Annotated in this window: 12 protein-coding genes; 4 read left to right on the top strand and 8 right to left on the bottom strand. The window is 31.4% G+C overall.

The window, feature by feature from the left end; genetic code table 11:
* From N4A42_RS09590 to N4A42_RS09580, 3 genes are all read left to right on the top strand, one after another.
* Positions 1 to 1,978: gliding motility-associated C-terminal domain-containing protein (locus tag N4A42_RS09590; RefSeq protein WP_294073311.1), on the top strand; the 1,978-nt coding region annotated here is incomplete at its 5' end.
* 9 nt (positions 1,979 to 1,987) lie between these two features.
* Positions 1,988 to 2,923, top strand: coding sequence for a type IX secretion system membrane protein PorP/SprF (locus N4A42_RS09585; RefSeq protein ID WP_294073309.1), 936 nt, complete (start codon positions 1,988 to 1,990; stop codon positions 2,921 to 2,923).
* A 13-nt stretch (positions 2,924 to 2,936) separates the two neighbouring features.
* Positions 2,937 to 4,841: an OmpA family protein gene (locus tag N4A42_RS09580; RefSeq protein ID WP_294073307.1), complete on the top strand. Its 1,905-nt coding sequence runs from the start codon at positions 2,937 to 2,939 to the stop codon at positions 4,839 to 4,841.
* Between the two features lie 397 nt (positions 4,842 to 5,238).
* Here the strand turns inward: N4A42_RS09580 and N4A42_RS09575 are convergent, their stop codons facing one another.
* The 6 genes from N4A42_RS09575 to N4A42_RS09550 all read right to left on the bottom strand — a co-directional run bounded on the left by N4A42_RS09575 (position 5,239) and on the right by N4A42_RS09550 (position 12,554).
* Positions 5,239 to 6,102 (bottom strand): hypothetical protein, encoded by an 864-nt coding sequence (locus tag N4A42_RS09575; protein ID WP_294073305.1) that lies wholly within the window; start codon positions 6,100 to 6,102, stop codon positions 5,239 to 5,241.
* 288 nt (positions 6,103 to 6,390) lie between these two features.
* Positions 6,391 to 7,674, bottom strand: coding sequence for a DUF885 domain-containing protein (locus N4A42_RS09570; protein ID WP_294073303.1), 1,284 nt, complete (start codon positions 7,672 to 7,674; stop codon positions 6,391 to 6,393).
* 142 nt (positions 7,675 to 7,816) lie between these two features.
* Positions 7,817 to 8,515 (bottom strand): serine protease, encoded by a 699-nt coding sequence (locus N4A42_RS09565; RefSeq protein WP_294073301.1) that lies wholly within the window; start codon positions 8,513 to 8,515, stop codon positions 7,817 to 7,819.
* A 25-nt stretch (positions 8,516 to 8,540) separates the two neighbouring features.
* Positions 8,541 to 10,073 (bottom strand): hypothetical protein, encoded by a 1,533-nt coding sequence (locus N4A42_RS09560; protein ID WP_294073299.1) that lies wholly within the window; start codon positions 10,071 to 10,073, stop codon positions 8,541 to 8,543.
* Positions 10,070 to 11,443 (bottom strand): alpha/beta hydrolase, encoded by a 1,374-nt coding sequence (locus N4A42_RS09555; RefSeq protein WP_294073297.1) that lies wholly within the window; start codon positions 11,441 to 11,443, stop codon positions 10,070 to 10,072. Before N4A42_RS09555 ends, N4A42_RS09560 begins: the two co-directional genes overlap by 4 nt.
* Before the next feature lie 16 nt (positions 11,444 to 11,459).
* Positions 11,460 to 12,554, bottom strand: a complete 1,095-nt coding sequence (locus tag N4A42_RS09550) for a DUF2911 domain-containing protein (protein ID WP_294073295.1) — start codon at positions 12,552 to 12,554, stop codon at positions 11,460 to 11,462.
* Between the two features lie 150 nt (positions 12,555 to 12,704).
* On the opposite strand from N4A42_RS09550, the gene N4A42_RS09545 reads away from it, so the two are divergent.
* Entirely contained in the window at positions 12,705 to 13,703 is a 999-nt protein-coding gene (locus tag N4A42_RS09545; RefSeq protein ID WP_294073293.1) for an AraC family transcriptional regulator, read from the top strand.
* 200 nt (positions 13,704 to 13,903) lie between these two features.
* On the opposite strand, the gene N4A42_RS09540 is transcribed toward N4A42_RS09545, so the two are convergent.
* On the bottom strand, positions 13,904 to 14,983 hold the full coding sequence (locus tag N4A42_RS09540; protein WP_294073291.1) for a hypothetical protein: 1,080 nt from the start codon (positions 14,981 to 14,983) through the stop codon (positions 13,904 to 13,906).
* A 61-nt stretch (positions 14,984 to 15,044) separates the two neighbouring features.
* Positions 15,045 to 15,437, bottom strand: coding sequence for a lipocalin family protein (locus N4A42_RS09535; protein WP_294073289.1), 393 nt, complete (start codon positions 15,435 to 15,437; stop codon positions 15,045 to 15,047).
* Between the last annotated feature and the right edge of the window lie 3 nt (positions 15,438 to 15,440).

Here is a 15,440-nt window from a genome sequence, read left to right as displayed (position 1 = left end):
GATAACAGCTCCTGCGGATATCACCATTGAGTGTACTGATGATACATCATCTGCCAATACTGGTGTGGCCACTGGTAGTGATACTTGTGGTAATGTTACTATTACAGAATCGGACGTAGAAACTGCTGCTTGTGGCAACACGAAAACGATTGTAAGAACTTGGACGGTTACTGACGAATGTGGTAATAGCGTGTCTGCCGATCAAACCATTACGGTTCAAGATACGACACCTCCTACGATAACAGCTCCTGCGGATATCACCATTGAGTGTACTGATGATACATCATCTGCCAATACTGGTGTGGCCACTGGTAGTGATACTTGTGGTAATGTTACCATTACAGAATCTGACGTAGAAACTGCTGCTTGTGGAAATACGAAAACGATTGTAAGAACTTGGACTGTAACGGACGAATGTGGTAATAGCGTGTCTGCGGATCAAACCATTACTGTGGTTGATACGACAGCACCTACGTTTAATGAAACTCTACCTTCAGATATAACTGTAGAATGTGATGCTGTTCCTACAGCTGAAACGCTGACAGCTTCTGATAACTGTGGTGATGCAACAGTTACTTTAAACGAAACAACTACTGATGGCACTTGTGATAATGAATATACTTTAACTAGAACTTGGACAGCTGCTGATGCTTGTGGTAACGAAACTGTACATACCCAAATCATCACGGTTCAAGATACTACAGCACCAACATTTAATGAAACTCTACCTGCAGATGTAACTGTAGAATGTGATACTGTTCCTACGGCTGAAACTTTAACGGCTTCTGATAACTGCGGTACAGCTACTGTAACACTCAACGAATCAACAACAGCTGGTACTTGTGATAATGAATATACGTTAACTAGAACATGGACAGCTACTGATGCTTGTGGTAATGAAACTATACACTCACAAACTATTACGGTACAGGATACAACAGCACCAACATTTAATGAAACTCTACCTTCAGATATAACTGTAGAATGTGATGCTGTTCCTACAGCTGAAACTTTAACGGCTTCTGACAACTGTGGTTCGGTTAATGTTGTCTTTGTTGAAGAAATTACAAATGGAGCATGTATGGGTGACTATATTATAGAACGAACCTGGACTACAACTGACGCTTGTGGTAACGATTCAATTCATATTCAAATTATAACAGTTCAAGATACTATGGCTCCTACCCTAGTTAATTCGCTTGATGAAAATATGACAGTAGCATGCGACGATATCCCAGATGTACCAAATCTAGTTTTTGAAGATGCTTGCTCTAATAATATTAGTGTTTCTTTTAATGAGGATTCTATTCAGGCAAATGATTTTGAAGATTATGAAATTATAAGATATTGGACAGTAATAGATGATTGTGGTAATGAGGCAATATTTACTCAATCTATCAATGTAGAAATCAGCAATGTTATAAACGCTTTTGACGCTAACCGTTGTGTACTTGATTCTGAATTTGATCTATTTGATTTACTGTCTGGTGATTTTGACATGAGTGGAACTTGGAGCGTTACCTCTGGTAATGCAACTATTGATGGTAGCTTGTTTGATCCATCTTCTGTAGAAGTAGGTATGTATACATTCCTTTATTCAATCACTGAAGGATCATGTCCTACTGAAGTGGAAGTAAATGTTACTATTGATGATGATTGTGTAGTATTAGCTTGTGGTGAGGATGATGTTGTTATTTCAAAAACTGTAACTGCTAATGGTGATAACATAAACGATGTATTTGAAATAACAGGTGTAGAAGATTGTGATTTTGTTATAGAATTGCAAATATTCAATCGTTGGGGAGCAGAAATTTATAAGAACAATAATTACCAAAACGATTGGAATGGTGATGCACATGGCTCTTCTGTAGGAAGCTCTGGAAAAGTCCCAACCGGAACTTATTATTACATTATTAATTTAAGAAATAGTGGATTAAAACCATTTGCTGGTCCAATCTACGTAGCAACTGATAAATAAACTTAACCGATGAAGTTATCTAAATTTTTAAGTATTGCGATATTTACACTAGGTGTTTCTACTGTCTTTGCACAGCAATTACCTCAATTTACGCAATACATGTTTAACACCATCTCTATTAATCCTGCTTATGCTGGTAGTAGAGAAACATTTAGTGCTGTTGGCTTACATAGAAGTCAATGGGTTGGACTAGAAGGCGGACCAGAAACCCAGACGTTATCTATTCATACTCCACTGAGAAATGAAAAGATTGGTATAGGACTTTCATTTATCAATGATAAATTAGGTTATGAAAACTTTTCATATATATATGCAGATTTTTCTTATACTATTCAAACTGGAGTGAATTCTAAATTAGCATTTGGAGTTAAAGGTGGTTTTACACATTATAATTTAGATGAAGAATTATTAACTGACCCTTCTGTTGTTAATGATCCATTCTTTAATGATGTATCTAACCGTTGGAGTCCAAATGTAGGTGCTGGTTTATACTGGCATTCGCAACGTTGGTATGTTGGTCTTTCTGCACCAAGAATCTTAAATACAGATTATAATAACGGACGCCAAGGTCAATTAGACTACGTAGCTTTAGAACGCATCAGTTACTATATTACAGGTGGTTATGTTTTTGATTTAAGTGCAACTACAAAATTAAAACCTTCAGTTTTATTAAAAGCAACAAACGGAGCTCCATTATCATTTGATGTTTCTGCAAATTTCTTATTTAATGAAACATTTTGGATTGGTGGAGGTTATAGAATAAATGAAAACGCAGCTGCTATTGGCGGTATAGCTGATTTTCAAGTATCTAAACAATTACGAATTGGTTATGCCTATGAATACCCAATTTCAGATTTAAGAGCTTATACAAGTGGTACACATGAGGTATTACTAATGTTTGAAGTATTTAAAAGTAAACGTATAAAATCACCAAGATACTTCTAAAAAGAAACGCATTATGAAAACAAGAATATTAGTTCTAACACTCGTTCTCAGCTGTTCGTTATCATATTCGCAAACGAAGTTAGCTGATAAATTCTTTAAGAATTATAGCTATATAAAAGCTATTGAACTATATGAAAAAGCTGTAGAAAATGGTGATAATAGTGCACATGTACTTACTCGTTTAGGAGACGCATATTATAATAATTCTAACTCAGAAAAGGCTGCTTATTGGTATGGTGAAGCTCTAAAAGAGCATAAAAAAATAGAAGCTGAATATTTATATAAATACATACAATCGCTTAGAAGTACTGGTAATTATGATGACGCTGATAAATGGTTTAAAGAGCTTAGTGCAGCGCAACAAGGAGATAGTAGACTTAAAGGTTATAATCCTGATGAAGTAGATTTATACGCTACACTAACGGCTAAAAATGATGTTATTGTAAAAATTGACAACCTTCCTTTTAATTCTGAAAACTCCGATTTTGGGTCTTATGTTTTTGAGAATAAACTATACTTTGCCTCTGCTAGAAATGATGATGGCAAAATTTATAATTGGAACAAAGAACCTTTCTTAGATTTATATGAAGTTACACTTACAGATGATGATGGTGTTGTTACTTATGGCTCTGCAAATGAACTTTCTTCTAACGATATTAATACCGAATACCATGAAGCCTCTGTAGCTATTACAAATGATGGTAAAACATTATACTTTACACGAGACAACGTCAATAAACGTAACCGATTAAAGTATGATAAAAAAGGAACTACACATTTAAAGCTATATAAAGCCACATTAAACAACGATCAATGGACCAATGTTGTTGAATTACCTTTTAATGATGAAGTATTTTCTACTGGTCATCCTGCGCTAAGTCCAGATAATAAAACCTTGTATTTTGTTTCTGATCGTGAAGGAGGTTTAGGACAATCCGATATCTATTCTGTTGCTATTAATGACGACGGTTCTTATGGATCTCCTGAAAACCTTGGAGAAAAAATAAACACTGAAGGGAGAGAAATGTTTCCTTTTGTAGCTAAAGATAGTACGCTTTATTTTTCTTCAGATGGACATTTAAACTTAGGTTTATTAGATATTTTTAAATCTGATATTCTTAAAGGCTTACGTAACGACCCAGAAAATATAGGATCGCCATACAATAGTGGCTATGATGATTTTGCCTTTTTTATAAATACAGATACTAAAAAAGGATACTTCACCTCTAACCGACCAGATGGCAAAGGTAGTGATGACATTTACAGTTTTAATGCACAGCAATGTAAACAAAAAATTACAGGAGTCGCTAGAGATAGTAAAACAAACATTATACTCACAGGTGTTACTGTGCGCTTAATTGACGAAACTGGTAAAATTATAGAAGAAGTATTTACCGAAGACGGAGGCGAATATACCTTTACGATAGATTGTGATAAAACTTATACTGTTGTTGGCAGTAAACCAGATTATAAAGACGATCAAAAAACAGCTACTACGAGTACAGATAATGAGAAGATTAACACAGTAGATCTTAACTTAGAACCATTGATTATAGACAATCAAATTGTTATTAATCCTATATTCTTTGATTTTGATAAGTGGAATATTAGAACAGATGCGCAATATGAGCTAGAAAACATTGTAGATGTAATGCGTAAGCATCCTGATATGATTATAAAAATTGAATCTCATACAGATAGTCGTGGTCGTGATAAATATAATATGAAGCTGTCTGATAGACGTGCTAAATCTACAAGAGATTATATTATTTCTAGAGGTATTGATGCCAATAGAATAGAAAGTGCCATTGGTTATGGCGAATCACAACTTTTAAACAAGTGTGCCAACCGTGTTAAATGTACTGAAGAAGAACATCAGTTAAACAGGCGTTCTTACTTCTACATTGTAAACGATTAGATAATTATTCTTACAAAAAGTTTAAATAAAAAAACACCAGCTAAAAAAGCTGGTGTTTTTTATTAATATATTTTTTTAAAATTAAGCATTAATACTTCAAGGAGTCCAAACGGAACATACGATACCTTCTGCAGCTTTTGAAGAGTGTCCTTTATGTTTGGCTTTTTGATTAAAAAGCTCTAAAACAATCTCGCTAATTTTAATTCGCCTTTTCTAATCATAGTATTGGCTATAGTTACAGAAGACGTTTTGATTTTTACTAAAATATCATTAGGCTCAGATATTGTAGGACATTTTTAATCTTAATAACATTAGCTTCGTCATAACTATTATATTTATAACAAAATTGAAAACTCAAAAGGCTGTTAAACATTTGCGTTAAAGAAGCAGAGTAATTTTATTTATTTTTTAATGAAAAGATTACTTGGGCATCAACCCAAAATATATCTGCTTTATTATTTCCGTATGACCTATGAAAAAATAAAAATTTACCATCTGGACTTATACTACCATAAGCTTCTGCATACTCTGTATTTATTTTGTCACCAAGATTAATTGAAGATCCCCAAGAACCATCGTCTTGACGAAAAGAAATATATAAATCAGCATCACCATACCCCCCTTTTTCTCTTTGATCATCCCAAATTATGTATGACTCATCTGGAGCAATATAAGGATGAGCATTCCATGAACCTACATCAACATTTAAGGCTTGTGGCGTTTCATATTCACCATCTATTAACCTGGAATAACGTAGCGGACCATTCTCACTTGCTTCATCAAAGTAATAAGTTCCATTAGATGAAGCGGTAAGTCGCATAATACGAAATTCTTCAAATGGTGTTCCTAGATTTTTTACTTCAGACCAACCAGAAGCAGTTAACTCTCTGTACCTTTTTCCTAAATGCATGATTTTACCATCTATTGAAATAAATGGCTCTCCAGATTTAGATTCTACAAGAGATTCCTTCCATTGGTTATCTTCATGCTTAACTACAACCAAAGTATTGTACTTATACTCTCCCCCTCTTCGACGAAAATAAAATTCTTTTAAGTCTGGAGTAAAGGTTGACGCAGCTTCTCTAAATTCAGTCTTAATAATATTAGGAGCAAATAGTTCTGGCTCTAAACCTGGCGGTTTCTGCCCAAGATAGATTTCTTTATTTAAATAATCACTCTCTTTTGTTTTAGTTTCTTTGCTTTGACAAGCATTAAAAATCAATGCTAATACGATTAGTAAATAAGCATATAACGTTTTCATAATTTAAGTTTATAATGTTTTACAACTAAAATTAAAACTTTGAGTGTTATAGAAACAATAACACCCTGAATTGTTGATTCCTATCTCTGAACTGTTATACCTTGTTTTTATAACATAAAACTAATACATGATAGGATGACATTCCCTTACAAATGCATCTAGCTCACTTTTAGAGATTGTATTAGGATACGTCATTACTAAGAGTTGAATAAACTCATTAAAAATTGAAGCAGCATAACCTTTATTTCTTAGAGTTTCTGATATTGCTAAATATTTTATACTTCAAAGTTAGCTTCCCAATATATCTTTTAACAAAGGTACATCTCCATATTTTAAGAGTGATTTATGAAAATTGATATATGAGAAATCCTCTTTTAATTTTTCTTTTTCCAAAAATTCTAAAAACTTATTTGCACCATATTTATAAGTAACTACTTGTGCTGGCCAACGCTTCATTCGTGCTATTTCGCGCCAACCAATAGCATCTTTATTACTAATATGTTGTTTCCAAAAAGTAATCGATTTATCATCAGACCAACCATAGTAATTTATACCAACATCTAAAGCAACTCTAACAGAACGTATTAAATCCCATTCCCATTTTCCATATTCATCATAAATGGTTTTATAAACACCTAAGTCCTTTCCTAAATACTCAACATACGCTCCCCAACCTTCTACAAAACCAGAATACCAAAACAATTGCTGTATATCTGTACGCTTTATGATGTTGTTAACCATAATTTGATAATGATGTCCTGGAATACCTTCATGAATGTAAATCCAATCAAATTGTCGCTTATTAAAAGGCTCATTAAAATAATTGAAATAAAAGGTGCTGTTATTATAATACGCAGGCACTTGAGCTAAAGCCTCATTAGTTCCTTTTGTAATATTAACATCTGGAATATCTTTTATATACGGAAAGACTTCTGATGCTTTTTTAGCGACTTCTAACTTTACTTTTTCAAAAGCTTTCTGAACATCTTTTTCGTTATAATAGAAAAATGAAGTGTCATTTAAATGAGCTGCAAATTCTTTTTCAGACAATCCTGATTGCTTTTGCAATGCTTTCATTGCTGTTTTCACTTGTTCAATTTCATCTAATCCAAATTGAAAAATAGCATCTGATGATACCTCAGCATTTACCCAACGTTTTAAAAGATATGCATACCATTCCTTTCCATTTTCAACTGTATAAATACTATTTTCATCATTTAAATTTGTGCTGTAACTCCATTGTTTTTCTAAAGAAATACGTTCTAAATTCAAATTAGTTTCATAATTCATGATGTAAAAATCTAAACGTTGATATTCGTTTAAACTATTTGCATTCACAGTTGCTAATTCCAGCTTAATATTATTGAAAAACTCTTCTTGTTGCTTAATGTGTTTCTGTGATTTAATAGACTTTAAATTCTGAACATAATTAACTTGCAAATTTGGAATCTGTAATGCGGAATAGGTTTCAAAAAAATGTTTTCGTAATGTATCAAAACTTTCATTTTGAGCATTACTAATTTGATTAATGAATACTAAAACTACTACAACTTTTCTGATTAGATTTTTCATATTACCTAAATTCTTCTGAATTAAAAGAAATGATATAATGATTACTTGGATTTAAGAATTTAATTATTACTTATAGTTTCCAGCTAATTTTTTCACCTCTAAAAAGTAATAACACAATAAAAATATCATCTAAATAAATCACTCATTGTTTTTTATCCACTACTTCTTTAAAATAGTCAAGAGAAGCAGGTTCAAAAATCATTTTGTTTTCGGTTTTATTAAAGTAACCCATTGATACTATTCCTACGAGCTTACCTTGCGAATCTAAAACTGGACCACCACTACAACCATTATATTTGCCTTTTGGTACATCTAACCTAAGATTATTATCTTCAGTTAAACCAATATAAGTTCCTTTAACATGTATTGGTTCTTTTGTGTTATATGGATAACCTAAGAAATAAACACTTTCATCTGTTTTTAAAGGCTCTTCTTTTAACAAATAGACAGCAATATCTTTAGGAACCTTCCCTTCTATTTCAAAGATTAGCCAATCCCCTTTTGGTGGCATTTCTAATATTTCATTTTTATCTTCATTTATAAGTTTTCCTGCTAAAACTTTTTTATGAGGTGAAGTTTTAGAAACAAATTCCCAAGATTTTAAATCATTATTAAAACTGATGGTTTTCATACTATTTGTCTTTGCAAAAAACAAAACATGCTTGGCTGTAATACCATACACTTTATTTTTATATTTCAGTAAAAAAGCACTTCCTGCATGTAAATTATTAAACGTTGAATCTTTAAACTTTGCTTGACTGATTAATACAGAATCTATTTGTGCATTACTAACTATTGTACTAAATAGAAAAAATGAAATACTTATTATTAATTTATTCATTATGAAGCGCATAATATTACGATTGTTACTGATTGTTTAGGTTTAAACCTTTCCATTGTAGAGATTCTAATCTTATCTTATTAGACGAATCTGCGCTATAAATAATATTTACATTATCAATATCTGTAGAAAGCACACCTTCTGATTGAAAATACAATTCTGTATGAATTTCAAAAAAACTTTTCATTTTTCTGTTCATGGTTAAAAATAGTCTATCGCCTTTCTCTTTAATGGTTACTTTTCTACCTTCAATTTTATAGGTTCCGATAAGCTTATCCTTTAATGTATTTGGAATTTGTTGTTTAGAATCTTGCACTCTATAGTTTTTCACTGTTTCTAACCAAGGGTCACGTGGTTCAACTATATCTGAATAATTATACGCAACTTGTTCATCTGGCAATAAAAATGTGCTCGTATCCTTTTTCCAGCTTGTTGCCCAAAGTGTATGCGTTAATGATACTTTTATTTTTGAGTTAGGTAATGTTACATACTTAATATCTCCAACGGTATTTACACCTTCAGCAGTTGGTTCACCTACAATTACTGCTTTGGTATTTAACCTTAAAATGGATGCTAATTCTAACAATGTACCACGAGTTGCTTTACTTGTTAACACAAACAAATTTCCTTTTATATTAATGGCTTCAGACTCTTTTAATAAATCAGTTAGACCTTTTAATTTAAAACCATTGCCTCCACCACCATAACGTACATCAATAATAATTTTATCTGCTTTATTTTGCTCTATAAGTAATTCTATTTGGTTAGTAAATTCAGAAAATGAAACTTCTTCATCATTTTCAATTTTTTGTAACTGCACAAACAATGTCTTAGAATTTGGCAAGAATTCATACCAATAGTTTTCGTCTTTATGACTTTTATTTGTTAAACTAAACACTTCATTATTTGGCAAACCTCTTGAAAGTAAAGCATAGTCACTAATTGAGCTGCTTTTTATTGCCTTAGTTTCTCCTGAAGCAAACTGTAAAGTTATCTCATTGTCACTTTGTCCTAAACCCATAGTTTTTAAAACTAAAGGCATAAATCCGTAAGCCTGAAATAAGTATTTTCGATAATAATCATTATCTGCATTGATTACTCTTTTGAGTTTATTAAAAACCTCGTCAACAGTAGTATTATTGATTTTTACAATTTGCTGACCAATGACGCCTTTGTAATTTTCTGAAGCGTCCAAAACATATAATCCATCATTAAACCAATAGGTTTTTATTGGCAGAAGTTCTAATGCAACACCTTTTTGAAACAAAGGCACATTACAACCTTCATCATTAAGTGTATTGAGTAAATACTGCAATGCAAATACGATGTCTTCTTTTTTGTTTCCTACATCTGAATCTCTTATAATATTATAAACCTCATCAAACGTTTTTTTGTTTTCAGGAATCTGATACGTTGGCACTGTTTTTTCAACTTTCTTTTTCAAAAATTGAAAATCTTCTTGCCACGATTTTTGATTAATATTGAAACTGACTTCTTGCGAATTGCATGTATAACCAATTAATAAGCAAAATAGAATTATTAAATGCTTTAATTTCATTTACTTTTAATTTTAGATTGCATCCACTTTACACTTTCAGCACCTAATAACTTAGCATAATTATCTCGTGCATGTGTCATGTAACTTCCATTACCTAAGGTTTCTGAATTATGCTGCATTGAATTGAAATTTACAAAGCCATGATCTGCATTTTTTATTAAGATAAAATCTCCTTCTCCTCCATTGTCATTAACTATTTCAGCAATCTTTTTTGCGCCATTTGGATTTATGGCTTGAATATCAAACTCACCATGCATTGCAAACACATTGGTTTTTACTTTAGACCATGCTTTTGGAATATTAATAGCTGCTAAACTTTGCCAGAACTTAAAATGACGTCCTATATATTGGTTTCTTCTAAAGTCTTCAGCATTAAAAAACGCTACATAAGCATCGTTTTTAAGCATTTCTTCTCCAGATAATTTCTTAATTAAAAAGTCATTATTAAATTTTAAATTCACTTTATTATCTTCTTTGATTTGTGCATCAGACACACCAAAATGTTTTGGTTGTACAGTATATAAATCTATCATATAATCGTACCAGTTTTTTCCAACTGTTCCGTAAACCAGCATACCTTTTGGTGCTTTTACTTCATTTAAAAGTGGTGCAATTACGCCTCCCATGGAATGTCCAAACATGAAGATATTATTAGCATCAATAGATTTTTGTTGTAATAAATCTTTATAACCTTCTTTAAAAGCGATTAATTCTTCATAAAAACTAATTTCTGAACAGTGTTTTTTACTTTGGCTATCTCCAACTCCAGGTTTTTCTATACGATATACTGCAAAACCTGCATTTACCCAATCGCTCATCAGTTTTTTCATAGGATTATCATTAGAAACTGTTTCAACCGAACCACAAGTATAACCTTGTAAAAAGAACACTACTGGTGCTTTTCGTGTATGTTTTGGTGTTACTAAAATACTTCGTAATACATTATCTTTATAAACCACTTCGCCATAAGTAACATTGCCATTTTCAAAAGTTTCTATTGGTCTTCCTTTTAAAGTGGTTGAACCATTTGATTTAATGTTATTTGAATAATACTCGGCATTAATTTTATCGCCTTCATACAGTTGACTTGTCACCTCCAATACGTCTTGAATTGAACTCACTGAAGTTCCATTCAGTTTTGTTAGTACGTCTCCTTGTTTTATACCTAAATTTGAAAATGTAGATTTTGGCATTACTGTAGTAAGATGCACTCCTCTATCTACCTTGATGTTATGTTGAGATGCAATGCTGTCTGTAAGCGTTTGCATCATAATGCCTAATAGTCCTTTACGTTTTAGCGTTTGTGCTTCTAAACCTTGTTGTGCTACTAGCAAAAATGCTAGTAAACTTATATTTATTAATCGTTTCATTTTTTAATTGATAATTTTATAGTGTATATGTTCCTGACTCTACTTCGTTAATAATTTCGTTTAGTCTGTTGTGATATTGTTCTGGTGCTGATTCAAGTACTTTTTTTATGTCTTTTACTGCTGCTTTTGTGTTTCCTAAAAAGTATTGACTCAATCCTCTATTTAATTGCAAAAACCAAGCGTTTGGATATTGTTTAAACTGTGTTTTGTTATAGTCATAAGCATCTTGGTAAAATCCATTTTGCATTAAGAAAATCCCAAAACCATTTGCTTCATTTTCGGTGACATCTAATCGCATCGCTTCTGTTTTGGTAGCTTCTAATTCTGTGGTTTTATTTAGCTTTTTAAGAAGTTGGATTTTTGTTCCTAAGTTGCTCAAGTTTTTATCAGCCGCAAAACCACCATAGCCTCCATTGATAGATCTATTTACCCATTCTAGTGCTTCTTCGAGATTTGTATCATGATTTAAACACCAATTTGCAGCATCATTCCATGCTTGCCAATGATAGGTATTTATACCTCTTAATTCACTTCTAAAACTTTCTACTGTGGTTTTGTTTAAATCTACTTCAACTTTAAACGGAATACGACGCTTTTCCCATTCTAAACCGATAACTAATGAATTTTCTGTTCTATCTAAAAACTCAAAGTCTAATTGCTCAGAAAATGAGGATTCTTCAGAAGTCACCTCAACACTTAATGTAACATCCTTATCAATATCAAGATAGTAACTTCCCCATTGATTATTATTGTGGGCGAATAATAAAGTGTACGTTGTACCTTTTGGAATAATATGAAAACCATATGTACCAGCTTTTAGTTTTTGCCCTTCAATGAATACATCTGTACTAAATGTAATGGTTGTATTCATATTTGCACCTGCTCTCCAAGGAATAGGATTTCCTTGTTGTGGAATAATTCTTGGATTGTTCCAAACATCGCGTCCTTTCACAGATGGACTGCTATAATTAATTGTAATTTTTGTTACACCTAATTTTTGACTTTCTTGAACCTCTGGACTTGATTGTGGAATGTTCAATGTGTGAAATTGAGCCGAAGCAAAAAGTGTAAAGAACAGTAAAACTAGTGTTGTGAAATTGGTTTTTAGCATAATGCGAATTTTAATGATTATATGCCCAAAACTAGTCGCTTAGCATCTCTTTAATCACCTAATTCGTGGAATCTAGAGATAGATTTAAGAGCTTTTTAACAAAAGGAACACAGTTTTAACTCCTATTTTTGTAGAAATCAAAAAAAGATTATGACGCCTTCATTAGCACTAATTATTTTTTCGAGTGTTGCAGTAACCTCTTGTGGATTTTTGGCAAGCTATTTTTTATTTATCAAAAAAGAACATCGATTAAAAGATCTTACTCTAGGGTTTTTATTTATTGCTATTGCATTTAGAATTGCTAAGTCTATTTTTTATTATTCTTTACCCGAAATATCACCACTTGGTATTGGTCTAGGCTTTTTTGGTTTTGCATGTATTGGTCCATTAGCTCTTACATATTTTAAAATCAATCAAGCTGATTTCACCAAATTAAAACCTATTAATCTTTTACATCTTATAGTTCCAATTATTGGATTTGCAATAATCATAATTAATAGCAATCATGCGTATGATTTATATTTGTTAGCCAATATAAGTTTAGCTGCATATTTAGGTCTTATTGCGAATCAATTTGTATTTAAACCTAAAACAGCTGGTTTAAGCAAATGGCATAAGGTACTCTTCTACTCTTTAGTTGCTATATCTGCGATTTTAATTTATCAGCTTCTAGGAGCCACTATGACAAATTATGCAATTGGTATTGCTTTAGCTTCTTTAGTGATGTATTTTTTATTTTTCTATGCATTGCAATCTCCAGAAATCATAAAAAAAAGTAATCCTAAAACCTTACCAAAACCTTTATTAAAAAAAATTAAGACTACTATTGAAGATGATAAAATTTATATGCAGCCAGCAATTACGTTGGCGCAGTTATCTGAAGCTATAGATACACCAACGTATTTAGTTTCTAAAGCCACCAAAACTATTTACAACAAAAGTTTTCCTGAGGTAATTAATAGTTTTAGAATTAATGCTATAAAGCAAAAGTTATCGCAACCAGAATTTGCCAATGAAAAAATTGAAAACCTTGCTTACGATGTTGGCTTTAATACAGCATCTACTTTTTATAATGCGTTTAAAAAGGAAACTAATATGTCGCCAAGAGAATATCAAAAAACGATTCAAGAAAGGCCTCTATCTAATTAATAATACATAAAACTCTGTTTTTAATAATAGTCTATAAAAAAATTACTTGCCCTAAAATTTCACTTAAAAACCTTACTAATGATAACAAATCAACTTAGTATTAAATATACATTTATGTCCTAATATGTAGAACGCATTATTGTTTTTTTCATTGAAAACACATAGAAAATAGGTTTATAAAACTTACGTTTATTCCTAAATCAGAAATTCACGCCTACTTCAAACTGAAAGCCAAAATTAGTTTTATGAATTTTGGAGGTTTTAAATTTTTGGTAAAAACCTGCTCCAAATACAATACCATATTCTTTCCAAGGTATAATGCGTATACCTTGTTTTGCTCCAATTCCAATGACAAAATTATGTGATTTTTTACCATCTAAATTCTTTAGTATTTCCATACCTAAAGGTACTTGGATACCTACATTAGCATAACAACCTGGAATAATTTTTAGTAAACCCTCAAGTCCGCTGTCTAGACCATAATAATCTACTGAACTATAGCCACGTTCTTTTACGGTGTTGTTTTTTGCCTTGGATTGTCCATAGCCAAAGGTAAAAGGTATAATAAAGTCATCATCACTATCAGAAAAACCAATGTAATTTATATTCCAACCTTTAAAATATTTGTCTGATGTTTTACTAAATATCAAAGTATTAAACCATGGTGTTAGTTTTTTTGTTTTTTTAGATAATTCGGCACTTTTTTGAAAATGTGAAGTATTCATTTTCTCAGCTCCAGGGTTACTATTTTTTATAGAACTTTGCTTGCTGATAAAAGCTAATAAGCAATATTCTATAGCTGCACGAATACGTTTTTCATGGGTTTTCGCTATCTGGGATGTTTCCGATATAGAAAATACCTCATCTTCGGTATGTGAGATACTGAAAATTTTTCCTTCGTTTAATGTGTTAGCATCAAAAAAAACTAACTCTATTATAATCCTTGTGGTTATCTCATCTATACTAGTTTGGTTTTGTTGAATTTCTAAGGTTTTTATTTTTAGATGGATTGGCTTTTTTTCTGCAGATTTTTTTAACGTTACAGATATAAAATCCAATATAGTAGTTGCTGCATTTCCTTTTAGTTTGTATGATGTTGTATTGTCATTTTCATCTTTAATATTTCCTAAGTGTTTATCTAATCTGTCGTCAAAGACTTCATGAACATAAAATGATTGTTCAGGTAATTCTATAGGAACAGTTTGTAACTCGATGTTAGTTTGTGAATATAACGTTACATAGCTTAATAATAAGGTTAAAATTGTTAGTGCTTTTTTCACATGTTTAAATTTTTAGAATTATTTAATTGTAAATTTGAGAGTGTATAGTATCTATAAAGTTTTATTTAGATATTTTATAATGCACTTCAACTTCTCTAAGCTCTTTAATGTTAAATACTAGAACAAGTTTTTCTTTTGTAGTTAGAATGATGTAAGCTTTTAATTTTTCATTGTTGTTATCAATCATTTCTATGTAAGCACCATTGGTGTTTATCATATAAGTTCCTTTTTCTTCCTTTCCTTCAGACTTTAATACAAAAGTCATGTCATCGTTAAAGCAGATAAAATCGTTTTTTTCTTTTTTGGATGGTGTATAGTTTTTGCCGTTTATCATGTAAGTATCCAATTTCCACATGTTAGTCAAGGCATTTTTATTAATAGTTTGTGCTGCTCCACTGAGGTTTACAATGAAAATTAAGCAAGCAAACACAAGAGTTTTTATTGTATTGTTCATTTT

The sequence above is a fragment of the Winogradskyella sp. genome (assembly GCF_025210595.1).
In the GTDB taxonomy this organism is placed as follows: Bacteria; Bacteroidota; Bacteroidia; order Flavobacteriales; family Flavobacteriaceae; genus Winogradskyella.
Note: the sequence above shows the minus strand (reverse complement) of the source record. Positions and strands in the feature narration are given on the sequence as shown.